Source organism: Xenorhabdus indica, from assembly GCF_014467235.1.
Taxonomy (GTDB): domain Bacteria; phylum Pseudomonadota; class Gammaproteobacteria; order Enterobacterales; family Enterobacteriaceae; genus Xenorhabdus; species Xenorhabdus indica.
Window position 1 is genome coordinate 24,308 of sequence record NZ_NKHP01000021.1, and the last position, 22,926, is coordinate 47,233.

The 22,926-nt window shown below is 51.1% G+C and carries 22 protein-coding genes; 16 read left to right on the forward strand and 6 right to left on the reverse strand.

The window, feature by feature from the left end:
- Positions 1-9 precede the first annotated feature (9 nt).
- From pilL2 to Xind_RS14995, 5 genes are read left to right on the forward strand one after another with little or no spacing between them, the layout of a single operon-like run.
- The gene (gene pilL2 / locus Xind_RS14975; RefSeq protein WP_187650378.1) at positions 10-555 is read left to right on the forward strand and encodes a PFGI-1 class ICE element type IV pilus protein PilL2; all 546 of its coding nucleotides are present in this window, start codon (positions 10-12) and stop codon (positions 553-555) included.
- Positions 555-1,256 (forward strand): TIGR03759 family integrating conjugative element protein, encoded by a 702-nt coding sequence (locus Xind_RS14980; RefSeq protein WP_187650379.1) that lies wholly within the window; start codon positions 555-557, stop codon positions 1,254-1,256. The genes pilL2 and Xind_RS14980 overlap by 1 nt, the downstream gene beginning before the upstream one ends.
- On the forward strand, positions 1,232-1,759 hold the full coding sequence (locus tag Xind_RS14985; RefSeq protein WP_187650380.1) for an integrating conjugative element protein: 528 nt from the start codon (positions 1,232-1,234) through the stop codon (positions 1,757-1,759). Before Xind_RS14980 ends, Xind_RS14985 begins: the two co-directional genes overlap by 25 nt.
- Before the next feature lie 8 nt (positions 1,760-1,767).
- Positions 1,768-3,831 carry a type IV conjugative transfer system coupling protein TraD gene (gene traD, locus Xind_RS14990; RefSeq protein WP_187650381.1) on the forward strand — a complete coding sequence of 688 codons (2,064 nt, stop codon included), beginning with the start codon at positions 1,768-1,770 and terminating at the stop codon, positions 3,829-3,831.
- Positions 3,832-3,840: 9 nt separating this feature from the next.
- Positions 3,841-4,599 carry a TIGR03747 family integrating conjugative element membrane protein gene (locus tag Xind_RS14995; protein WP_187650382.1) on the forward strand — a complete coding sequence of 253 codons (759 nt, stop codon included), beginning with the start codon at positions 3,841-3,843 and terminating at the stop codon, positions 4,597-4,599.
- Between the two features lie 89 nt (positions 4,600-4,688).
- Here Xind_RS14995 and Xind_RS15000 read toward each other — a convergent pair whose 3' ends face one another.
- Entirely contained in the window at positions 4,689-5,411 is a 723-nt protein-coding gene (locus Xind_RS15000) for a DUF5710 domain-containing protein (protein WP_187650383.1), read from the reverse strand.
- Between the two features lie 155 nt (positions 5,412-5,566).
- On the opposite strand from Xind_RS15000, the gene Xind_RS15005 reads away from it, so the two are divergent.
- Genes Xind_RS15005 through Xind_RS15050 form a run of 10 tightly spaced genes read left to right on the forward strand, consistent with a single transcriptional unit; the run spans position 5,567 to position 13,309 of the window.
- Positions 5,567-5,896 (forward strand): integrative conjugative element protein, RAQPRD family, encoded by a 330-nt coding sequence (locus Xind_RS15005; RefSeq protein ID WP_187650384.1) that lies wholly within the window; start codon positions 5,567-5,569, stop codon positions 5,894-5,896.
- Positions 5,893-6,129 carry a TIGR03758 family integrating conjugative element protein gene (locus Xind_RS15010; protein ID WP_047684760.1) on the forward strand — a complete coding sequence of 79 codons (237 nt, stop codon included), beginning with the start codon at positions 5,893-5,895 and terminating at the stop codon, positions 6,127-6,129. The genes Xind_RS15005 and Xind_RS15010 overlap by 4 nt, the downstream gene beginning before the upstream one ends.
- A gap of 34 nt (positions 6,130-6,163) precedes the next feature.
- On the forward strand, positions 6,164-6,541 hold the full coding sequence (locus Xind_RS15015; protein ID WP_187650385.1) for a TIGR03745 family integrating conjugative element membrane protein: 378 nt from the start codon (positions 6,164-6,166) through the stop codon (positions 6,539-6,541).
- A gap of 10 nt (positions 6,542-6,551) precedes the next feature.
- Positions 6,552-6,908, forward strand: coding sequence for a TIGR03750 family conjugal transfer protein (locus Xind_RS15020; protein ID WP_047684765.1), 357 nt, complete (start codon positions 6,552-6,554; stop codon positions 6,906-6,908).
- Positions 6,905-7,561 carry a PFL_4703 family integrating conjugative element protein gene (locus Xind_RS15025; protein ID WP_187650386.1) on the forward strand — a complete coding sequence of 219 codons (657 nt, stop codon included), beginning with the start codon at positions 6,905-6,907 and terminating at the stop codon, positions 7,559-7,561. Before Xind_RS15020 ends, Xind_RS15025 begins: the two co-directional genes overlap by 4 nt.
- Entirely contained in the window at positions 7,558-8,382 is an 825-nt protein-coding gene (locus Xind_RS15030) for a TIGR03749 family integrating conjugative element protein (RefSeq protein WP_187650387.1), read from the forward strand. Before Xind_RS15025 ends, Xind_RS15030 begins: the two co-directional genes overlap by 4 nt.
- On the forward strand, positions 8,372-9,784 hold the full coding sequence (locus tag Xind_RS15035; protein WP_187650388.1) for a TIGR03752 family integrating conjugative element protein: 1,413 nt from the start codon (positions 8,372-8,374) through the stop codon (positions 9,782-9,784). The genes Xind_RS15030 and Xind_RS15035 overlap by 11 nt, the downstream gene beginning before the upstream one ends.
- Positions 9,784-10,140: a hypothetical protein gene (locus tag Xind_RS15040; protein WP_187650389.1), complete on the forward strand. Its 357-nt coding sequence runs from the start codon at positions 9,784-9,786 to the stop codon at positions 10,138-10,140. The genes Xind_RS15035 and Xind_RS15040 overlap by 1 nt, the downstream gene beginning before the upstream one ends.
- On the forward strand, positions 10,128-10,529 hold the full coding sequence (locus Xind_RS15045; RefSeq protein ID WP_187650390.1) for a TIGR03751 family conjugal transfer lipoprotein: 402 nt from the start codon (positions 10,128-10,130) through the stop codon (positions 10,527-10,529). Before Xind_RS15040 ends, Xind_RS15045 begins: the two co-directional genes overlap by 13 nt.
- Positions 10,529-13,309: a conjugative transfer ATPase gene (locus Xind_RS15050; protein ID WP_187650391.1), complete on the forward strand. Its 2,781-nt coding sequence runs from the start codon at positions 10,529-10,531 to the stop codon at positions 13,307-13,309. Before Xind_RS15045 ends, Xind_RS15050 begins: the two co-directional genes overlap by 1 nt.
- Before the next feature lie 300 nt (positions 13,310-13,609).
- Here the strand turns inward: Xind_RS15050 and Xind_RS15055 are convergent, their stop codons facing one another.
- Positions 13,610-13,954 carry a hypothetical protein gene (locus Xind_RS15055; protein ID WP_187650392.1) on the reverse strand — a complete coding sequence of 115 codons (345 nt, stop codon included), beginning with the start codon at positions 13,952-13,954 and terminating at the stop codon, positions 13,610-13,612.
- Positions 13,955-14,404: 450 nt separating this feature from the next.
- On the opposite strand from Xind_RS15055, the gene Xind_RS15060 reads away from it, so the two are divergent.
- The gene (locus tag Xind_RS15060; RefSeq protein ID WP_187650393.1) at positions 14,405-17,659 is read left to right on the forward strand and encodes an Ig-like domain-containing protein; all 3,255 of its coding nucleotides are present in this window, start codon (positions 14,405-14,407) and stop codon (positions 17,657-17,659) included.
- 101 nt (positions 17,660-17,760) lie between these two features.
- Here the strand turns inward: Xind_RS15060 and Xind_RS15065 are convergent, their stop codons facing one another.
- Genes Xind_RS15065 through Xind_RS15080 form a run of 4 tightly spaced genes read right to left on the reverse strand, consistent with a single transcriptional unit; the run spans position 17,761 to position 22,913 of the window.
- Positions 17,761-18,030 (reverse strand): PAAR domain-containing protein, encoded by a 270-nt coding sequence (locus Xind_RS15065; RefSeq protein WP_187650394.1) that lies wholly within the window; start codon positions 18,028-18,030, stop codon positions 17,761-17,763.
- The gene (locus tag Xind_RS15070) at positions 18,014-19,204 is read right to left on the reverse strand and encodes a type VI immunity family protein (protein WP_187650395.1); all 1,191 of its coding nucleotides are present in this window, start codon (positions 19,202-19,204) and stop codon (positions 18,014-18,016) included. The genes Xind_RS15065 and Xind_RS15070 overlap by 17 nt, the downstream gene beginning before the upstream one ends.
- A 14-nt stretch (positions 19,205-19,218) precedes the next feature.
- Positions 19,219-20,739 carry a VRR-NUC domain-containing protein gene (locus Xind_RS15075; protein ID WP_187650396.1) on the reverse strand — a complete coding sequence of 507 codons (1,521 nt, stop codon included), beginning with the start codon at positions 20,737-20,739 and terminating at the stop codon, positions 19,219-19,221.
- Positions 20,736-22,913 carry a type VI secretion system Vgr family protein gene (locus Xind_RS15080; protein WP_187650397.1) on the reverse strand — a complete coding sequence of 726 codons (2,178 nt, stop codon included), beginning with the start codon at positions 22,911-22,913 and terminating at the stop codon, positions 20,736-20,738. The genes Xind_RS15075 and Xind_RS15080 overlap by 4 nt, the downstream gene beginning before the upstream one ends.
- Between the last annotated feature and the right edge of the window lie 13 nt (positions 22,914-22,926).

Here is a 22,926-nt window from a genome sequence, read left to right on the forward strand (position 1 = left end):
CTATTTGGCATGAAAATAAATGTGTTAATCAGCTTAATTGCAGTCATACTGATGGGATGTACTGTTCCAGTAAAACAACCGCTACCTCAGCCTTCCCCAAATGGCTCTTCTTCTGTCACGCTGACACGAAACATTCAATCTGTTTCACCGGATATTTATCAGCCAATGCCTGAAGTTATCCGCTACGGGCGTTATTTACTGGTGGGTACCGACCCGACAGAAACACAGCGTGATCCACTTTCCCAGCTGATGGATATTCAGCTCCCCGTGTCCCAGAATCCCACGGTTGCCGATGCGATGCGTTATGCATTGCGTCAATCGGGCTACTCGTTATGTACGCCGGAAAAAACCAATGCCATCTTATATCGTCAGCCGCTGCCGTCAGTGCACGCTCAGTTAGGCCCTGTCAGGTTACGCACTGCGTTGCAGGTGATGGCAGGTCCGGCCTGGCAACTGGAAGTGGATGAGGTGCTGCGTGTGGTGTGTCACCATTTGCGACAGGGTTATCAGCACCCGGCTCCGGCTAAACAAGCCCAGCAGGAAGGAGAGCGTTGATGACATCGCACCGATCCGGTCTATTGATGTGGTTACTGCTGAGCAATTCGGTCTGGGCAGCTACACCGACACCGTTAGCTTCACAGCAGACACAATCGGCAGAAAGCCAGCAGCACGCCCTGAAAAGTCAGGCTGAACAGTGGCAGTTAAGTGCCGGTGAATATCAGCGTTATCAGCACCTGATGAACGGGCCTCGGGGGATCCAATCACCGGGACTTGACCCGTTAACAACATTAGGTATTGAAGCCGAAAGCGATGTCGAGCGCCGCCGTTATGCTGAACAGTGGGTTAAGTCAGAGTTTGCCCGCACCGAAAAAGAGCTGCGTTTCCAGCGGGAAGTGGATGCGGCCTGGCAGCGGCTGTTTCCGGATGTTTTGCCGGTCAATATGGAAAAATCGCATGAAGCAAACGGTCGGCTGGCGCTGTTTGTCAGAGCCAAAGATTGCCCGCAATGTGACACCCGCTTGACTGAAGTCCTGGCGGCAAAGCAGCCGGTGGATATCTATCTGGTCGACAGTCAACGTAATGATGACATCTTACGGCAGTGGGCTAAAACGCATCACATTCCCCTTGAACAGGTCCGTAACCGACACATCACGCTGAATCATGATGCAGGATACTGGTTCCGGTTTGGTAAGGGACTGATGCCGGTATTATTGCGGCAGGGGGAACAGGGATGGCAGGTCACGTCATTACAATGAAACGGGTGAGCGTATTCCCCATTATCGGCCTGTTATGGATGACTCCCTGCCATGCCGAACTGAACGTGATTGCTGATTTGGGTGGTAAAGATGCCTCGCTCTTTTATGAAAGCATTAATGCCCAGCCGGATCATCGTTCTGCACAATCATACCATTTCTTGTCAGAAGTGACGGGGGAAGCGGCCATGCTGCCGGTTAACACACCGGAACTGACACCGGGAAAAGTGGTCAACCGCTCACTGCAATTGCCGGGCATGGGTGCGTTATTTCTGATTGGTGATGACGCTGATTCACGTCGGTGGTTAAGCCAGAATACAACACGACTGAAGACACTGCACGCTGTTGGACTGGTCGTCAATGTCAGTGAAATGGCAGGCTTACAGTCACTGCGGGCATTAGCGCCGGATGTCTTGTTATCGCCGGCTTCCGGTTCGGAATTGGCTCGCCGTTTGCAACTGCGACATTATCCGGTGTTAATCACCGAAACTGCGCTCTCTCAGTAGTTATCACCATGGGCCGCCGTTATGTTGTTGAAGCCCTGTTACGTCCTGCCGTCGAGCTGAATACTGCGGTGGTCTCAGCCGTTGCTGCGTTTGTCTGCATCCGGGCACCCTGGGCTATCGCACTGGCCCCCTCAGTCAGTTATGTCATGGCAGGCGGTTTTGCGGTATTAGCGATAATACGCATGTGGCAGGGTATTCAGGTCCTCCGCTATCGCCGAAACCTGCGTCGCTTGCCGCGTTATCAGATGAGCACAAAACACATTCCCGTCAGTCATCAACGTTTGTTTCTGGGTCGGGGCTTTCGCTGGCAGCAGAAGCATACCCAGCGTTTGCAGGATACGCGGCGGCCGGAAGTTGAGCAATTTGTGCAGCCGTCTCAGATATATCAGCTTGCCCGTTTACTGGAGCACCGAACGGAATACCGTTGGCCGGAATTGTCGGCCTTGTTACGCAACGATTCCCCGTTCAATCCGGTGCGACCACTGCCACCGGTTGGCGGCAATCCCATGATCCACGGTATTGAGCCACAGGAAGCGGAGGTGTTTATGGATTTGCGCGAGCGGGTGGGGCATACGCTGGTAATGGGAACGACTCGTGTGGGAAAAACCCGGCTGGCTGAATTGTTGATAACGCAGGATATCCGGCGGGGTGAGGTGGTGATTGTCTTCGATCCCAAAGGGGATGCCGACCTGTTAAGGCGCATCTGGGCAGAAGCGCACCGGGCCGGACGTGGCAGTGAACTGTCCCTCTTTCATCTGGGCTGGCCGGAAATCTCAGCGCGTTACAATGCGGTCGGGCGGTTTGGCCGGGTCTCTGAAGTCGCTTCCCGTCTGGCGGGGCAATTGAGTGGGGAAGGGAATAGTGCCGCGTTCCGGGAGTTTGCCTGGCGGTTCGTCAATATTGTCGCCCGTGCGTTGGTGGCACTGGGGCATCGGCCGGATTACACGCTTATCACGCGTTACGTCAATAATATCAGCGAACTGTATCAGCTCTATGCGACCAAAGTGATGGCAGACAGGCAGCCTGTGCTGCTGGAACAAATCAATCACATCCTCGGCAAGCTGAAAGAAAAAGATATTCCGCGCAATATGCAGGGGCAGCCGGATGCGCTCCGGCTCTGGGCAATGGAAATGACGCTCAGTTCTGAGGCTGGTAAACAGCTCTATGACCCTATTCTGGATGGGTTACGCTCTGCCGTGCGTTATGACCGTACTTATTTTGATAAAATTGTCGCCTCACTACTGCCCCTGCTGGAAAAACTGACCACAGGAAAAATCTCAGAGCTGTTATCCCCGGATTATCTCAATATGGCCGATTTACGCCCCATTTTCGACTGGGAACAGGTGATCCGCAAGAACGGGATTGTTTATATCGGGCTGGATGCACTGTCTGACAGTGATGTGGCTTCGGCGGTGGGCAACAGCATGTTTGCGGATTTGGTCAGTGTGGCCGGGCAGATTTATAAATACGGTATGAATGCAGGGTTGCCGGTTCGCCATGACGGGAAATTGGCGATTAACCTGCATTGTGACGAATTCAATGAACTGATGGGGGATGAATTTATCCCGCTGATTAATAAAGGCGGGGGCGCCGGTATGCAGGTCACCGCCTATACCCAGACCTCCTCGGATATTGAAGCCCGTATCGGCAGCCCGGCCAAAACGGCGCAGGTGATAGGCAACTTTAATACCCTGATTATGCTGCGGGTACGGGATAATCGCACGGCAGAACTGCTCACCAGCCAGTTGCCGGAAGTGGAAATCTACAGCAAAACGCTGGTCTCAGGGCACTCGGATATTGCCGATATCGAGCAGGGGCAGGATTTCACCTCGTCTACACAGGACAGGGTCGGCACGGTTAAAACGCCGCTGGTGACGCCGGCTGAGATGATTAACCTGCCGAAAGGGCAGGCGTTTGCATTATTGGAAGGCGGGCAGTTGTGGAAAATTCGTATGCCTCTGCCCACCGGCGATGACGATGATACCCTGATGCCGGCGAGTTTGCAGAACATCGCTGAGCAGATGCGACGGCATTACCGTACCCGTGAAAACTGGTGGGAAGAGAAAGGGTAATTTCACGTCATGACTCAGTCAGAAAATCAATCCCGCCCGGCTTCCCAACCGCCTCGCAAGCATAGCCTGTTGTATCGTGTATTATGGGAATGGCCGTGGCAACTCATTGGATTTGTTGTCATGTCGTGGCTATTCAGTCTGTTACTGGAATATGTCGGGATGACCTTTTTCTGGCCGGAACAGGGTGCCGCTCACAGCCAGACGATGATGAAAACGGAGCTGCAATTTTTATCCACGGAGTTTACCCGGAGTCTGTTGTTGTCAAATCCCGCACAAACGATCTCAGACGGGCTGGTACAGGCGTATCAATGGATTTTTGTGGACAGCGGTTTTATGCCCTGGATACAGGGGCAACACCAATATCAGCTCAATAGCCGCAATGATTTTCTGCGTGAATTCAATGCGGTATTGCAGAGGGTATCAGGTTATTTGCGGGAATATTGTCTGGCTGCGGTGTTTATCACGATGGTGACGCTGATCCGGCTGGCGGTCCTGATGTTATCCGTTCCGTTGTTTCTGATGGTGGTTTTGGTTGCGCTGGTTGATGGATTAGGGCGGCGGGACTTACGGCGTTACGGGGCGGGGTATGAATCCAGTTTTGTTTATCATCATGCCAAACGGGGGATTAAACCGGCCTGCACTGTTCCCTGTGTGTTGTATTTATCCTGGCCGGATGGGGTGTATCCCACGATGATATTGTTGCCAGCGGCATTATTACTGGGTATGGCGGTGATGATCACGACTGCGATGTTTAAAAAATACATTTAAATGGCTGGACGATGGAATGCAAAACGGGTTTTTGTTTTGTCTTCCATCGTCAGCAGACAAGCCGCACAGCGGCGCGTCAGTCTTCCCGGTTAATGCTGATATTTTGATGGCGCATTCACTACCTGCGTCATCCATTCAAACCAATCTCCGGCAGTATAGGCGCCCTTGCTTGCGCTCAGCACCGTATTTTCCATATCAATATGAAAACGCTGGTGCGAGATATCCTGACAATAGCCCATAAAAGGCTCGTCGATACGATGAAGCTGAATGGCGGCGGCTTCCTTTCTGGAGGAAGGAAAAAACGCCCCGCCGACCTCTGCAAACATGTCCGCATCATCCTGTTGTGCACCACAATGTTCGCAGTGGTTTATCCAGTGCGTTCGGCGTATTCGCCGCCCCACTGTTTTGCGCAAAGTGTGGTGAAAGCCAGATAATACATTGCGCACGGTGGTGGGAATGTCGGCGACATAAAAGGGAAACGCCGGGCTGTCCTGCTCTGAGTAGTCAACTTCAGCGTTGTTTTCGTCGTCATCTTCTTCATCGTCATCATCCGTTTCCAGCATTTTATGCCCGGAAGGCAACATAAATGCGGTGACGGTGGTGTGTTCATGGCACTGTGGGCACAGCGTCCGGGTTTGGGCGAGATACCAAAAGGCCGCATGCACATTGTAGAATGGTAACCAGTTCATAAACGGGGTCGGGTCAAAACTGTCGTCGATATACCAGATTTGGGCGGCTGCATCCCAGTGTGCGCCCAATTTGCGTGCCTTCTCGTGTTCTTCATCGGGGACATTTAAATCAATCCGCAGCATATTACTTCCTTTATTCTTCATGGTTAAGTCTTGGCTAAATACGTTAGTCAGACTATTTAGCTAATTTTTACCAAAGCATAAAGAGTTTATTGCTGATCGCAGGTAAAAAACGCTGCATCCTTGGTATTTTGGAACCCATCATAAGGTGAGTGTTTATGCGCGGTGGCTTTTCAATATCCTGTTCTGCCTGCCTGCTGGGACTGGCTGTGTGGTGTATGCCGCTGGCTCAGGCGGACGAAAAAGACGAACTGGCCAGTGCAAAGCGTCTGATTGAGCAGGTGCAAATGGCACTGGAACGCGCCAGCATCGCAGAAAATCAGTCTGATACCTCAAAACACCCGCGTTATGACTTTGATTATCAGCGCATCCAGGCTGATCTCAACACCATCAAAGCCGGTATCGATCACTATCTCACGCCTTCCCGCGACCAGCCCCATGAATCCGGCCCGTTATCCGGACATTACCGTCAGGAAAACCCGCAATGACTGACGCACAACGCAATGCCTTTGAAGTGGCCTCCGGGCACTTTGATATCACTTTTCTGTATCTGGTGTGCGTCGGTTTTTTCCTGGCCACCTTGTTTTTCTGGGCGGCCTGGGCCGCGGTGGATGTCTGGCATGGCTGGGCGAATGAAAAAGTGCGTAATCAGACCCTCAGCCAGTTTGCCCTTCGAACCGCGGTATTACTGGTCGTGGCTGTCTGGATGTTTGCCAGTTAATGCAGCGAACATAATGAAAAGGAACAGAGTCAATATGAAGCACATTTTTACCGTCTGCCGGCGTATCAGCACAAGCCTGATAACACGGGTCAGTACGTTCATACTGTTATTCGGCCTTTCCTGTGAATCCGCCTGGGCTGATTTACCGGCTATCGAACCGCCAAAAAGTGGTGGCGGGGGCGGATTGCTGGGACAGGCGAAAGGGTACGCGCAGGATGGTATTGTCATCGGCGGACTCATTCTTTCCGCTGTGGCTTTTTTTAAAGTGGCCTCGGCCGCCGTCGAAACCTTTTCCGAAGTGCGGGATGGCAAATCGACCTGGACCCAGTTTGGCGCCATCGTCGTGGTCGGCGTGGTGTTGCTGGTTGCCGTGATTTGGCTGCTGTCGAAATCGGCCAGTATTATCTTTTAAGGCCGTCACCATGCAGACGATCGCTTTCTTACCTGACCGTTTAAACGCCGAACCGGTGGTGTTTCGCGGGTTCACCACCCCTGAGATGGGACTGGCCGCACTGGCCGGGATCGCGCTCGGGCTGGCCGTCAGTCTTCCCCTGCTCCCGTTAGCCGATTGGGTCATACTTCCGACCGGGATGCTGATTATGCCCTTGTTACTGATTAGCTTTGGCGGGCGTTGGCTTGCTCACCTCAAGCGTGGCAAGCCGGAAAATTATATCTGGCTGAAGCTGGAAGAGAAAAAACGCCGGCTGGGTCTCGGTGATCCGGCATGGATTATTGCCGCCCGGGGCTGGTCGTTGCGCCGAAGCAGGAGAGCGCGATGAGCCAGTTTCGTCATGCAGTCAAAAACCGGGATCAGCATATTCTGACCCTGCGGATCGCCTGTGGGATTTTGGTGGGGGTGCTGCTGCTGAGCCTGCTGGGCTGGATGGCTTCACCGCGCAATCTCACCATCCATCATCCTCCGGACTTACGCACTGGCAGCACACGCCCGTGGTGGGAAGTGCCTGCGCCCAGCGTCTACAGCTTTGCCTTTTATATTTTCCAGCAACTGAATGCCTGGCCGAAAAACGGGGCACAGGACTATCCGGCCAAAATTTATGCGCTTTCCCCTTATCTGACGCCGGCCTGTCAGGATTTTTTACGGGAAGATGCCAGAACCCGTGCCGACAGTGGCGAGCTGCTTGACCGGGTGCGGGTGGTGTATGAAATTCCCGGCCGGGGCTATGGGACGCGCAGTGTGACGGTACGTGACCGGGATAACTGGGTAGTCCGGCTGGATTTGGTGGCCGATGAATATTACCACGCTGAACCGGTCAAACGGGCACTGGTGCGTTATCCGCTGAAAGTGGTGCGCTGGGCAGGCGATGCCGAACGTAATCCCTTCGGGCTGGCATTGGATTGTTACGACGGCATGCCCCAGCGGCTGGAAGCCATGCCACAACCACAGGAAGAGAAAAAAGGCGTATTTCAATGAGCAGAGTGTCATTTGGCCGCTGGCTGGGATGGGGCAGTTTGTTATTGTTCAGCGTCGGCACACAGGCTGATGAACTGATGAAATGGGAACGTATTCCATTATCCCTCTCACTCAAAGTGGGGCAGGAACGCATTATTTTTGCTGACCGGAATGTCCGTATTGGTTTGCCGCCGTCACTCAGTGATAAATTGCGGGTACAAAGTGCCGGCGGGGCGGTGTACCTGAAAGCCAGCAGCGCCTTCCCACAGACCCGCCTGCAATTGCAGGACAGCGAAAACGGCGAAATCATTTTACTGGATATCACCGCGAGTAAAACGGGCGCAACGGAACCCGTGCGTATTGTTTACCCGGATGAAAAACAACCCCTTCCGACTGATAAATCGCAACAGTTGAACAACACCAAATTATTGGTGCCCGTTCCGGTCGCCTTAACCCGTTATGCCGCGCAGCAACTGTATGCCCCGTTGCGTACCGTCGAGCCGGTGACAGGCATCCAACCGGTGAATCTGCATTTGTCCTCGTCCATCACGACGCTTTACCCGTCAGAGCCGATTGCGATTACGCCGCTGGCAGGCTGGAGACTGCACAATCACACTGTCGTGGCACTGAAGCTGCGCAATCCCACCCAACGAAAAATCACCCTCGACCCACGAGCCTTACAGGGGCAGTTTGTGGCCGCCACGTTCCAGCATCGTTGGCTGGGTGAAACGGGAACACCGGAGGATACGACGGTGTTGTACCTTGTCACAAAAGGGCAGCCGGATAATGCCTTTATCCCTGAGCCGGTATCGGTGAAACCGGGAGGCCGCGATGCAGATTAAATCCAACAGTCTGGTGAAAATACTGGTGCCGACGGTATTACTTATCGGCGGGTTTATTGGCATCAAAAGTTGCAGCTCAACGGAAAGTGCCGCGCCCGGCACGACAGCGAATAATGTGCTGGCCACGCTGTCACCGGAAGAGTTGCAGGCGCTGGGTGTCGGGGGCGATACGCCGGAAGATACCCTGCGCACCCTGACAGGTGCCCTCAATAAAGTACGGGCAGAGCAGAAACACTTAAGCCAGCAGAATACCGATATCCTGAAAGAAAATGACCAGTTAAGAAACCAGAGCCATGATGTTGCCAGCCAGATAGATGCAGCGGTTGCCGCCATCCGTCAGGAAAATGAACAGCGCCGGCGCGAGTTACAGGATGAGCAGCAGGGATTGCTGGTACAGATTGATTTGCTGACGGAACGATTAAATTCAGCACCGTTGCCTGCTCAGAACAACCAGATGCCACTTGGGCTGGGACTGGCAGAGAGCCAGTATGCGGCCAATCCAGTCAGGGGGCAGGATGAACTCATCTGGGTGGCGCCTGCCGATGAAAAACCGGTTGAGACCCAAAACGTGGCTTACGGCCAACCCGCCGCGAAATTCCCGACTTCTTTTTTAAGTGAACCACCGGCAACGGAGCAAAATACCTCACCGAATGCCTCGCTTAAGGAAGAAAACGAAAAACCGGTCTATACCCTGCCGGAAAATGCCACGCTGGTCGGCAGTCAGGCGATGACCGCGTTATTAGGCCGGGTGCCGGTCAATGGCACAGTCACTGACCCTTACCCGTTCAAGATTCTGATTGGCAAAGACAACCTGACCGCCAACGGCATCGAACTGCCGGAAGTGGAAGGGGCAGTAGTGTCCGGCTCGGCCAGTGGCGACTGGACCCTCTCCTGTGTGCGCGGACAGGTCAATTCCATCACCTTTGTGTTTCAGGATGGCACCGTGCGTACCCTGCCGGGCACAGGGCAACATCAGCAGGGTATCGGCTGGCTGTCCGATGAAAACGGCATTCCCTGTATCAGCGGTGAGCGTAAATCCAATGCCAGCACCTATCTGCCGACGCTGTTTGCCCTTTCAGCCATGAATTCGGCCGGGGACGCCCTGAACGAAAGTCAGCGTACTGCCCAGACCAATGGCGCGGGCGGCATCACTTCCGCTTTAACGGGCAATGCCGGACAGGCGGCATTAGGAAAAGCCCTGGCCGGTGGCATGAATGACATCACCGAATGGCTCAAACAACGTTACAGCCAGACGTTTGATGCGGTCTACGTCCCGCCCGGTGCCGGTGTTGTGGTACATATCACCCAAAGTCTGGCGATGGATTACGAAACGAAAGGCCGTAAAGTGCATTACGGTTTTAGTGAATCAACCCAATATCATCATCAGGACGCATTAGATTAATGGAAAAACCTGTCTTTCAATGGCTGTTCAGTGCCAGCCCACCCTATTGCCTGCAAATTAACCGCCCCCAACACACTGAGCCTGTACCGGTTCAGCTCTACTGGCGGCCTGCCCATAAAAAAACATCCCGGCTCTGCCTCGCCATCGGCAATGCGTGTCAACCGCTGGGTGACGGTGATTTTACGGTCTTTCGCCTGTCAGACACACAGTGGCAATCCGTGGTGGCCGGCAACAGCGAGGCTGAGCCTGAACAGTGGGAACGTCTGCCGTTTACGGTATCGGAACTGGCCGTCCATCCTGAGTTTGCCACCTTTACCGCCATTGGCATTACGGAGATTCAGCTATGCGAAAAATAAACGCTGTTGTCGTGTTGTGTCTGTCAGGGCTGATGGCCGGTTGTTCAACCTCGAAAGATACGTTGCTGCCTGCCGGAAAGCAGACGGTGCTGGCGATGTGGCAGGGCAATAAAGCGGGTCACACTGTCGTACAGGCGAAAAACGCATTGCGCAGAACGTTGACCGGGACCGAACGGCGCCGGGTACTGGAAGAGCCCTGTCATTACAGCCGTTCGGCTGCGCAGGAAATCAGCCGGCAGTTTCCCCGTCTCCCCAATCCCGATATGGTGATGTATGTTTTTCCGCATCTGGCGGCCGGCAATACGCCGATACCGGGCTACAGCACGGTGTTCCCGTTTTATCAGCAGGTGCAGTACGCCCTGCCGGGTGAACGCACGGAGGCCCTGTGATGGAAATTCCCAAACCGCTGCACCGCCCCGGCAAGCTGCGTGAAGCTGATGAAGCCGCGATTTACCGGGCCAGTCCCTCCATCATTGACTACCTGCCCTGGGTAGAATATCTGGAAAACGGGCAATGCCTGTTGCTGGATGACGGGATTTCCGTGGGTGCGGTCTATCGCATCGAACCTGTTGCTACCGAAGGGCGTCCAATGGAGAGACTGATTGAAATCCGGGATCAGCTGGAAGATGCGATCCAGGACAGTCTGGAGGAAGACGATATTTCGCCGTGGGTAGTACAATTTTTTTGTCAGGATGAGGATGATCCAGCCAGTTATCTCAACACGTTACGGAACTATGTCAAACCCTGGGCGCAAGGTACCGCGTTTACGGAGGCCTTTCTGGCCGAGTCCGAACGCCATCTGAACAGCATTGCCCGGCCTGAGGGGATATTTCACGACAGCTTAATTACCGGGCAACCGTGGCGGGGGCAGCAGCGCCAGACGCGCATGGCCGTCTATCGCTGGCTGCCTGCTCACAAATCGCAGGCAAACAACCCGACGTTATCTTCCGTTGCTGCACTCAATCAGGTCTGTGCACGACTGGTTTCCTCACTGGCATCAGCCGGTATTGTGGCAACCCGGCAAGATGGCGAGCAGATCCACAGCTGGTTGCTGCGTCATTTTAATCCGGCCCCGGACTGGGGTATGGCAAAAGCCGATTTCTACCGCACGGTAAGTTATGAAACACCTGCACCGCCCAATCTTCCGGTTAACAATGATTTTGCCGAAAGCCTGTGGTTTACGCCCCCGGTGTCTGATCCCGACAACGGACTCTGGTGGTTTGATGGCCTGCCACATAAAGCCATTCCGGTCGAACGCCTGCGCCGCCCGCCGGAGCCGGGCACGCTGACGGGCGAAGTGAAGCGAGGCGACAATATCAATGCGCTGATGGATATGATGCCGGAAGGCACCGTAGTTTCCCTGACTATCGTGGCGCAGGCACAGGATACGCTGGAAGAGAGTTTTACCCGGCTGGCAAAAAATGCGGTGGGGGAAAATACCGAATCGGCGCGTGTCCGGCAGGATGTGCAGACAGTGAAGGAACTGCTGGGACGGCGGCATAAACTGTACCGCAGTGCGCTGACCTTTCTGGTACGGGGCAACGATGTCACTGACCTGAACCAGCGGGTGCATCAGTTATCGTCAACCCTGCTGACGACCGGATTACAACCTGTCCGACCGGAATTCAGTGTTTCCCCGCTGAATGCCTATTTACGCGCCCTGCCCATGTGTTTTAACCCACAGAAGGACAGGAAACATTGGTACAGCCGTCTGACCTGGGTACAGCATCTGGCTGGGTTATTGCCGGTTACCGGCCGTTCAACCGGCACCGGGCATCCGGGATTCAGCTTTTTTAATCGCGGTGGTGCGCCGCTGACCTTCGATCCGATGAACAAACAGGATCGCACCCAGAATGCGCACTTATTGCTGTTTGGTCCGACCGGGGCAGGTAAATCGGCCACGCTGTGCGCCTCCCTGGTGCAACTGATGGCGATACACCGGCCACGCCTGTTTATTGTCGAAGCGGGGAACAGCTTTGGTTTACTGGCCGATTACTACGCCAGTCTGGGGCTGACGGTCAATAAAATCGGTATCAAGCCGGGCTGTGGCGTCAGTCTGGCGCTGTTTGCTGATGCCCATCAACTGCTGCAACTCAGCCCCCAACAATTACGGATTAATGAAACCGATATTCCGGATACCGGTGAATCGCAGGATGACGGGGATGAACAGCGCGATATTCTGGGTGAGATGGAAATTGCTGCCCGGCTGATGATCACCGGCGGTGAGAAAAGAGAGGAAGAGCGCCTGACCCGTTCGGATCGGGGATTAATTCGTGAAGCCATTATGATGGCGGCTCACACCAGCCATGCTGAGGGACGCCAGATGGTGGCCTCAGACTTACAGAATGCCCTCTATGCCATCGCCCGCAGCCATCAACAGGATGAACACGGCCAGCCGTTAATCACGGCACATCGTCGGGCACGCGCGGATGAAATGGCCGGTGCCATGTCGATGTTTACCCAGGGGTTTGAAGGCGAATTGTTTAACCGTCCCGGCACGCCCTGGCCGGAAGTGGATGTCACGTTGATTGATTTGGGTACGCTGGCACGGGAAAACTATTCGGCACAAATGGCACTGGCGATGGTGTCACTGATTAATACCGTCAATAATCTGGCGGAACGGGATCAATATCAGGACAGGGAACTGCAACTGGTGATCGACGAAGGCCATATCACCACCACCAACCCGCTGCTGTCGCCCTATATGACCAAGGTGGTGAAAATGTGGCGCAAACTGGGCGCCTGGCTGTGGCTGGCCACACAAAACCTCGCCGACTACCCGGATACCGCTGAAAAAATGCTGAATATGGCGGAATGGTGGCTGTGCCTGACTATGCCTCCCGATGAAGTGGAACAAATCGCCCGCTTCAAAAAACTGACCGAAGAACAAAAAGCCGTGTTGCTCTCTGCCAGTAAACTTCCCCGTTGTTATACCGAAGGCGTGGTGCTGGCGAAGAAAATCGAAGCCTTGTTCCGGGTCGTACCACCGAGTCTCTATCTGGCACTGGGCATGACTGAAAAAGAAGAAAAGGCCGAACGGCGGGCGTTAATGCGCGAGCATCAGTGCAGTGAACTGGAAGCGGCGGTGTTGGTGGCCAGAAAAATGGATATTGCTCGGGGATTAAGGACTGATGTTGTGGAACACAATATAGCAAAAGAAACTGGCTGAGATAATCTGACTTACTGAGAGCAAATAATAGTCAAGATCCCAATACCAGGATTGGGATCACTTTCAGGTGATTAGTCTTTGTATTTGAATTCTATACTCGTCTCCATTTTTTCAAAGTCAATTGTAATTAAACAACCCTGCCATACAGTTGTCTCTTGATTACGTTATCAGAGTTCATTACCCACTAAATACTCAATGTCTTTTTTCAAATTATCCAGATCTATTTTTGTTAATGGTATAATGATTCTTTGTTTTGGTTGATTATTGAATAATGTGCCTAATTCATTTTTACTACTACCTTTAATACGCAAACTCATTAAGGTGAGGAAGTTCCACAGGGCTGATTACAAAAGTTAACCCATTGCTACGTTGTTTCCAGACAAATCCGTAGCTAAATGTAAGATCATTCGGAACACAAAAAACGCATGGCCCTTTGATAAAAACTTCTTCCCAGTAGTCAGCTATTGCTCTGGCTTCTTCCCAGTCGGCTAAAAATTTACTGAGAGAGCGAAATGTTTTATTTTCATATTCCTGTTCATCATCTTCCGATGATACCAATTTGGTAAGAATTTCCTCTACCGTTGGCAGAAATTCCCAGCGATGATCTATTGCGCTTATCGTATATTTGTACCATTTATCAGACATACTTGCCTCCTTGTTGACTTGTTTACACATGTAAATACCATCCTTACCTTTTGGTAGATACCCAATGAAAATACGCCACACTTTAAATAAGACGTGAAAATGTAGCTTATTGTAACATATTGATTAAAAAATAATTATTTCATTTTATGCACTTAATTTATTAATAATAAGACATTGATTTTACCCATTAAAATAAGAGGTTTAGATTTTTTATGTTTTAATTTTTATAAAAAATAGGCTGGGATTATCTATCTTATCTACTAATTCACTCTATCTCTTGTGATACAAGGCATTTTGACCATTTTCCTGACGTATTACTCATGTTTTTCACCATTAGCGTATCCCCTATTTGTTTTAATTTTCACTATCGGAAAAAGAATTGAGTACTGTATATGAGCTGTTTTTCAATCATGTTACCCCTTTCATCATTAATGAAAAGGGTAACAGTCAGTGTTGCAAAAATTCCCATCCTCTCTGTTCAATAACGCGAGACGCCTGATCATCGGCCTGTTGAGTTTGGCTCTGAGTTTTCAAGGCCAGGCCACGTCAGAACATCAAAACGAAGATAATCTTTCTGACCTCAAACTGGCAGAAATCACTTCACAATTAGGACAACAACTTAACCAATCGCAATCTCCCACCGAAGCCATACAGTCAATCACCGCTCAACAGCTATCATCGGTAGTCACTTCCACATTAATCCCCTGGCTTAACCAATTCGGTAATGCCCGGGTATCACTCCCCTTTGAGCACGCTTTTTCGTTAAAAGAAGCCACACTGGATTGGTTGCTACCGTGGCATACCACCTCAGCCTACATAGCATTCAGCCAGTTAGGTGTTAAAACCGGACACGGTCAGACGACTACCCATCTTGGCATGGGATACCGCTATTTGAATGATAACTGGCTCTGGGGTGCCAATATCTTCTGGGATGCGTTGTGGCCGGAGCAGCATCACCGTTACAGTCTTGGGTTAGAAGCCTGGCATGATAACGTCAAACTGTCTGCGAATATTGACCGACGCTTATCTCACTGGAAAGCCGCGAGGCTCACGGATTTCGATGCAAGACCGGCAAACGGCTGGGATATTCAGGCCGAAGCGTATTTGCCGGCTTTTCCTCACTGGGGCGGACAGTTGAAGTATGAACACTATGACGGGCAGCAGGTTGCCTTATTCGGTGGATCCGAACGCCAGAAAAACCCGTACAGCGTCACCGCTGGGCTGACTTACACGCCAGTCCCTTTAGTCACATTGGGTGCCGATTTTCGGCAGGGTAAACAAGGGACCAGTGAGAATCGTTTTACCCTGAACCTCAATTATCGGTTGGGTGTTCCGTTCAGCCAACAGCTTGACCCGAACGCGGTCGCACCATTGCGTAGCCTGAGATCCAGCCAATTTGATTTTGTGAACCGGCGCAGTGATATGGTACTGGATTATCAGAAGCAAACGCTGCTGACGCTGGCCTTTCCGACTTTGGTTAAAGGCTATGAAGGCAAGGAAGTGACCTTTTTTCCCGTTATCCACACCAAATATCCGTTGGTACGTTTAGCGCTGGATACGGCTGAATTACAGCAGGCAGGCGGGAAAGTACTTGATCAACGGCCGGAGAAAGTGACATTACGGTTGCCGAAAACCACGGGAAAATCCGTCCGGCTTTCGGGAATAGCTATCGACAGCCGGGGTAACCGCTCTAACCGGGCAGAAATCCTGGTGGTAAGCCTGCCGACCGAAAAGCGATGGCAGGTGACAGCGAATAAAACGCAGGCCAAAGCCGATGGCCATGACCGTGTGATCTATACCGTAATTGTCACCGATCAGGAAGGCGCTCCTGTCCCTTATCAGGCTGTTATCTGGTCAAGTGATAAAGGTACATTATCCCAAACCCGGCAGAACACCGATGCGCAGGGGCAGGCATCGGTCGTGCTGCACAGTCGTCAGCAGGGGCTGCATACAGTACGTGTTTCCGTGGATGAAGAGGTTGCTGTTGCACCTTCAGTCCAGTTTGATGCAGTGCTGATACCCGAAATCGCCGTTGATAAGTACAGCGTTCAGGCGGATGGGCAATCGAGGGCGACCTTGACGGTCACAGTTAAAAACGCCGATGGTCAACCGGTACCCAATCAGGCTGTTGGCTGGCAGACCCCGCTCGGCCAGTTCTCCTCATTTTCATTGATGACTGATGCGAAAGGGCAGGCTACCGCCTATTTAACCAGCAAAATATCAGGAAATGCAGAAGTAGCCGTGGCGGTTGGCAGCGAAACAGTGGTGGCTTCTCCGATCCGCTTTATTGCCTCGCTAACGCACACGCTTCAGGCGGACAAACAAACCGCGATGGCCGATGGTCAGGACAGCATCCTTTATACGGTGAACGTGCGCGATGCAGCGGATCACCCCGTTGCCCACAGCAAAGTGCAATGGTCAGCGGATAACGGGCAACTGCTGGACAGGCAGGAACAGACAAACAGTCAGGGAGAAGCGACAGCCCGGTTAATCAGCCACATCGCAGGGCGGGCAACGGTGAAAGCCGAGGTGGCGGGAAAAACCCTTGATGCTGCTCCGGTGACGTTTGAACGCCGGCTGAAACCCGCGATCACCGTGGATAAGGCTTGGGCGAAAAACGATGGCCAGGATACGGTGGTGTTGACCGTCACGGTGAAAGACTCGATGGGATCACCTGTGGCAAATCAGTCGGTGAGTTGGCAAACGGATCGCGGTGTGTTGTCTTCAGGACAGACAGAAATAGACAGTCAGGGACAAACACAGGTTAAGCTGAAGAGTACGGTAACAGGCGCGCATCAGGTGCAGATCCGGGTTGGCGATCATCAAGTGGACGCCCCTGTTGTCACCTTTGAGGCAGTTTTGTTGTCAACCGTTCGGGTGGATAAAACCCGCGCAGCCGCCGATGGCACTGAGCAGGTCACCTTCACCGTCACGGTGATGGACAGCCGTGGCCGGGGGCTGTCGGATCAGGTGGTTGAGTGGTCGGGGGACTTCAGTGAGATGATGTCCGCGGAAACCCGCACAGACGACGGGGGCAATGTAACGGCGACTGTTGTCAGCCACCGTCCCGGAAAAGGCGTGGTTACTGCGCGGATCGGTGATCAGCAACAAGCATCGCCGGTGATCGAATTTGTCTCACCGCTGCGTATTGAGGATATTGTTGCCGTTGACCGCCAGGGTGGCAATGCCAACCAGAAATCGTTTGGTCTCCGGGGGCCTTCCGTACTCTGGCGTGGCGCAAAATTTCGCCTTATCACGGCCGGCAATACAGGCCAGGTAAGCTGGCAGAGTGATTCACCCTCGGTGACGGTATCGGGGAATGGGGTGACGGTGCAACAAAATCCTGACGGAGTCAGGCTCACCGGCACTGATGAGACCGGGCAACAGGTCGCACTGACCTTGACGGTTCACACCTGGTTTGAGCGCTCCGGCCTGACAAAAGATTTTTATTCTCATGCGAAACAGCTTTGCCAATCACTCGGCAGCCGGATTGCCACCAAATATGCCCTGGAACGGCTCTATGAGGAATGGGGGAACTTTTACCTTTATGATGGCTGGGCGCGGGAATTTTACGTGACATCAACGGATTATCTGGCGGCCAGCTCAGGTTCAGCAGAGCATCAGGCGAAATGGGCGTTTTGGGCAGAAACAGACCGGTGGATGCGAAATGGCTGGCCGATGACAGGATTTGCGTGTGGCAGGTAGCAATGTTGCCCAATTTACCGGCTAAATAAAGTCAGTGGCTGTTAAAACAGCCACTTAAGAGAATTTCAATCGGTCAGGATAGTGTGTGATTTCTTGTTTTATTAACCCGTAGCAACAAGTGTACATCCAGATGGGCAACTACAATTCACTTTGTGCCCCTCCAGTGCAACCGCTTTACCCTGTATCACCGTCAGTGGAGAACCTTCAGCAATAGCTCCCGTGCTTTTACAAGCCGGGCAAAACACGCTGTCACCAACACAAGCAACGGGCTCCCCCTGTTTGGTTAGGCCTGAACCTGTTAATACGGTGCCACTTGTGTTTGTAGTATCGCCTTTCAGGATAATTTTTTTTCCATCAATGGTTGCCCGCATTTTGCTGTGCCTCAAGTTCTTTCAGATCTTTAATGTCGTCATGCTCAATCTGACGCACCAAACGCCATACAGTGGTGCCGGGGGCATTACCCTCTACATCCGGGGCGATATCACCTTGCAGAATGATGTTTTCCAGTCCTTCACGTCCTTTGGTTGTCCAGTAACCATCGACTCTGGCGGGTTCGCCAGCTATTAACAGGTCAACCTGTAGGGGGCCTCGGTCATAACGGGCATACCAGAGGGCGCTGGTTGTACCCGTGAAATGGCCTGAGCCGTAAGAATGTAAAGAATCACCTTCCTCTAAAGCATAACGAATAGGTCTGATTAGTTCATTAAGAGCAAAATAGCTTTCTGGGACATTAGCAGGTAATGGAGTTAAATCAGGATATTCTCCCGCTTGAATTATCAACCCATCATCATAATTGGTAATAACGATATCTGGGTGGATAGACAATTTTTTTCTAACCCATTGCTCATTACCCAATCGTTTAATGAAGCGTTTTGATAACAAAGTAATCCAGTTAATACTACGTATACTATTAAAATAGTGTCTTGCACACATGTGTACGGTAGAGTTAACCTGCATAGTAGGATAACGAATAGCAAGCTGGTATTCTTGCGGCATATACAGATGATAATCCCGCGGTAGTACTACTGTATAACCACAATCACCATGATCTGGATTCAATTGGTTACATAAAAATGTCAACCATTCTATAAATTCAGCTTGTCCTTGTTCTGTAGTTAGAGTATCCCACGGTAATACTAGACACAGGTAAGAGCTACCTTTGTTACCTGCTATTTCATATGAATCAATATAGTGCATCCAATATTGAGGGGCTTCACTCACATTTTTTGCATCACTGATATCCCAACCGCATGTCAGATTACCATCGGCATTCAGAATTAATTGCTCAACTTTTGTAATATTTTGATCTGAATATTTTTTCAATCCATCAAATTCATGCGTATGAAATTTTAACCTCCCCCCGTACATTTCCCGAAAACGGCGATAACAGGCTAAAATACGTTCTTTCTTTTCACGGGTATAACCTTGTTTAAAAAACAACGTAATAGCCAACCCTAAACGGGTGATGGTAATATCTCGTTCACTTTGCAGGGTAAATCCCGTTAATTGTGCCTTGATATGCTCAAAATAGGTTTCTTTATTCATAATAATCATTTTCCTTATGATGCGGTTGCCGCTGTTAAGGCGGTAATCCCCGTCACTGCCGCTGCTAGGGTTGCCCATACCGCGGATGCGGCACCACCAACAATGCCACCCACCCAGATAATTAAACCCGCCAACAAAACTATCGCTGCGACAACGATAATTTTTTCAATAATGATAATGATTTCTTCTCCTATTTTTACCATTAACTGAATTGTTCCATTACCCAGGTCAGCGGCTATCTGATACCAATCGACCTGTTTCAATGCGTCTATCGTCAAATCGGTATATTTATATACCGTTTCCACGGCTTCCTTGATTTTAGCTTCGGTGAGACGAACGATTTCTCCTGTTTTTTCACTGACCCAATGAATGGCATAACTCAGCTTTTTTGTCACCGGATCGATAATTTCATCCGCTATCCACTGACCTGATTCACGAAACCAGGCACCACAGGCAGCTAATGCTGCACGGGTTTTATCACTCAGGTAATTAAAACCACTGGCCGTTAAATCCCATGTCCATTCCCAACTTCGGACAATGGCATTTTTGGCATAAGTCACACTTTCTGATACAAATCTGGCACTCTGATCGTAATATTGCTCTACGCGCTCTAAAAATGATGGTTCCTTCTCGGAAGAAAGCGCTATCATCGCTGGAATGGCCGTATGACGCACGGCTAACCACAGGCTAAATATAGGTTCGTATTGCCATTGCCTCTCGCTGACTAGGGGGATATTTTTTAGTAACAACTGCTCAATACCTGTATAGCCTGGTATTGGCACTGGTAAAGAAGAGGCCAATCCTTCTATTGCAGGGGGGATAATAGAACGGCTGAATTGAGACAGATGTTGCTTAATGTTTTCCCGCTCGGCGGCTTTAGCTTCTGCCGAAAGTGTTTCCCACTCCTTTGAATCACGGTTATCCTCAACAACAAAAACCCCAAAACGAGCTTGAGTGGCGATTATTTCATAATCTATTTCCTGCCCTTTCTTCAAAGTATCACCAGGAAACTTCACTTCAATGAGCATCTTAAGATTATCAGGGTGAACAGAACCATCAAAATATTGCCCTTCACGACCAGGCCAGCGAAGCTGTTTGTTTTTGACCAGAATAATATCCGGTCGTCGGATACCCGTAACACCAAATTTGCTCTTGTCAGCATTCGTCAAATGTGAGAATGGGCTTTCTGAATGGGGGAGATTACCTGCGTATTTAGTTCTTCTTGCCTCACTATTGGCCAGCATTGGTAATGGCACATTATATCCTCTCATAAAGAAAACGACTTCAGCCTTGTATTGCCATAACCAATCGTGAATTCTTTCCTCAACTCTGATGAGACCACTCATCACTGCCTGTTTTAGCGAAAATGCGGCTCCATTTTTATTTATTCCTGCCTTTGGTGCCCAAATAGCGAAAGCCGCTTTCTTGGCTAAATAACATTGATCCTCATCTTTGGGAAATGCGACTCGCTCCATTTTACATCTCACTGATGTAATGGCTGGACACATACCACCGGGTTGTAATTGTTGGGTCATTTTGATTCCTCCTTAAATTCCATCACATAATCCACGGGCTGATTATTACCAACGTGGTACAGCGTTTCGGTTTTTTTCTTTTTCTGCTCTTCCGGGATACTGAATTCCAATGTATCCGCTTGCTGGGTTTGCACGATGGCGGTACGCCCTGCGGCATCAGTACGGCCGGACACAATGCCTGATGGGGTTTTTATCTGGTACAGGGTATGGGTCAGTGGTTTATTTTCGTTCTTGCTGTTGGTCAGAATATAACGCCCGGAATAATCAAACAGGGCCTGAGCACCGGCTTTTCCTGCTGCGTGTTCGGTCATGGAAATGGAGGTACCGGATATAGTGATCGCCCCCGTAGGATCGATAATAATCTGACCACCTGAATTGCCAATGGTGATCTGGCCGCTTTGGGATTGCAGCACAATGTGTTTACCGACACGCACTTCCTGATTATCAGTCACTTCCAGCAACTGGCTTTTGCCTATTGTGATGCTTTGCTGTCCGGTGATGGTGCTAGACTGGTTTTTCTCTACCCGCAGCGTCTGGTGACCGGAAACGGATTCGTCATCATCCTGTTTGATAACTGTTTGGCGATTGCGCTGAATCTCTTCAAACTGGTCACGTACTATTGTTATCTTCTGGTCGTTGCCAATACGCTCTTCATGGTCAACATCCACATGAGTGGTACGATTGTTCAGTACCTTGGTATTCATATCCTTCTGGGCATGGATATACACTTCTTCACTGCCTTTGGCATCCTCAAAACGCAGCTCGTTAAAGCCTTCACCTTTATGCGTTTTAGTTTTAAAGGTCGTGCGGGTTTTTTGACCCGGTAAATCCAGCGGCGGACTGTTACGTCCATTGTAATTGCAGCTAGTCACAATCGGTCGGTCAATATCGCCGTTCAGGTAAGAGATAATGACTTCCTGCCCGATACGGGGAACTGCCATAAAACCGAAGTTGTTGCCGTTCCAACCCTGAGCCACCCGAACCCAACAGGACGAACCGTCACCGGGTTTATCGTAACGGTTCCAGTGAAAATGAACCTTAATGGCCCCTAATTCATTGGTGAATATCTCTTCGCCTTCCGGTCCGACAACCGTGGCCAGCTCGTCACCGTCTGCCAACGGTTTATAGTGATACGGTGGCCGCCAGTCATCAAAGCCGGGGATAAAGGTCATATCGCTGGTTAATGTGGTGCCTTCACCGCCTATTCCTGCTGCTTGCGGCTGAGCGCCATGATGGGTGATGCTCACCACCTGCCAGCGGTCATTCATCGTTTCAGACGGATGCGCACTGAGGGTAAAGATTTTACCCGGCCGTAATTTGATACAGTTAGACTGTGCCGAACCTAGTTTGCTTTCGCTGTTCAACTGGTTAAGGCGGATTTTACCAAAGGGCTGTCCCTCTTTACTCCACTGGAAACGCCCATAACTTTCAAAAACGGAATGCCCGCTGCTGGGTTCTACGTTGGCTTTGGTTTGCATCGGCTGGGAAGGACGCAGGTAGTTGTAATCTTTATGGATAAGCTCATCGGGACATAAATATTCGCCATACTGCCAATGCCAGACGGTTGAGTCAGTATCATCCGTGTTGGGTTGACCATTGTAGACCAAGGGTAAGGCGGCCGTCATACCGAGGTGAGAGTTGCTGTAAAACATCTGGTTTTCCTCAAACCAGAAAATAATGCCTTCTTCCGCCGCTAGCCGGCACCAGAAATCGTAGGCTGATTCCCGTTTCTGGGTAATGTAGTCGCGGGGCGCATGATAACCGGCGCTATCATAGAACTTGCTGTCAGCTTTTACCCGGTGCTCTCCCAGCAATTTTTTCAAAATATCCGGTACGGAAAGATGCTGATAAATACGGCTGTCCTGATTGAGCGTCATCCGCCACATGTCAGGACGCAGGGTAAAGGTGTAAACCGTCTGCTTTCCGTCAGTATTCCCCTGTACTGCGCCGGCAACGATACCATTGACCGTCCGTTCCACCACGCCATTACGCTTGACGGTCAGTGAGGCTTCCTGGTTAAGCTGCTCACCCAAAGGGATATTATTGACGGCGCTGACCACCGTCAGAGTCAGGTGAAAAAGCTGAGATAAATGTTCTTGCAAAGTGAAATTCACCACCTGGAAAGTGGTCGGCGGGAGTCGGCCAATTTGACAGGTAAAGACTAAACCATCCATCGCGGTATTTCCT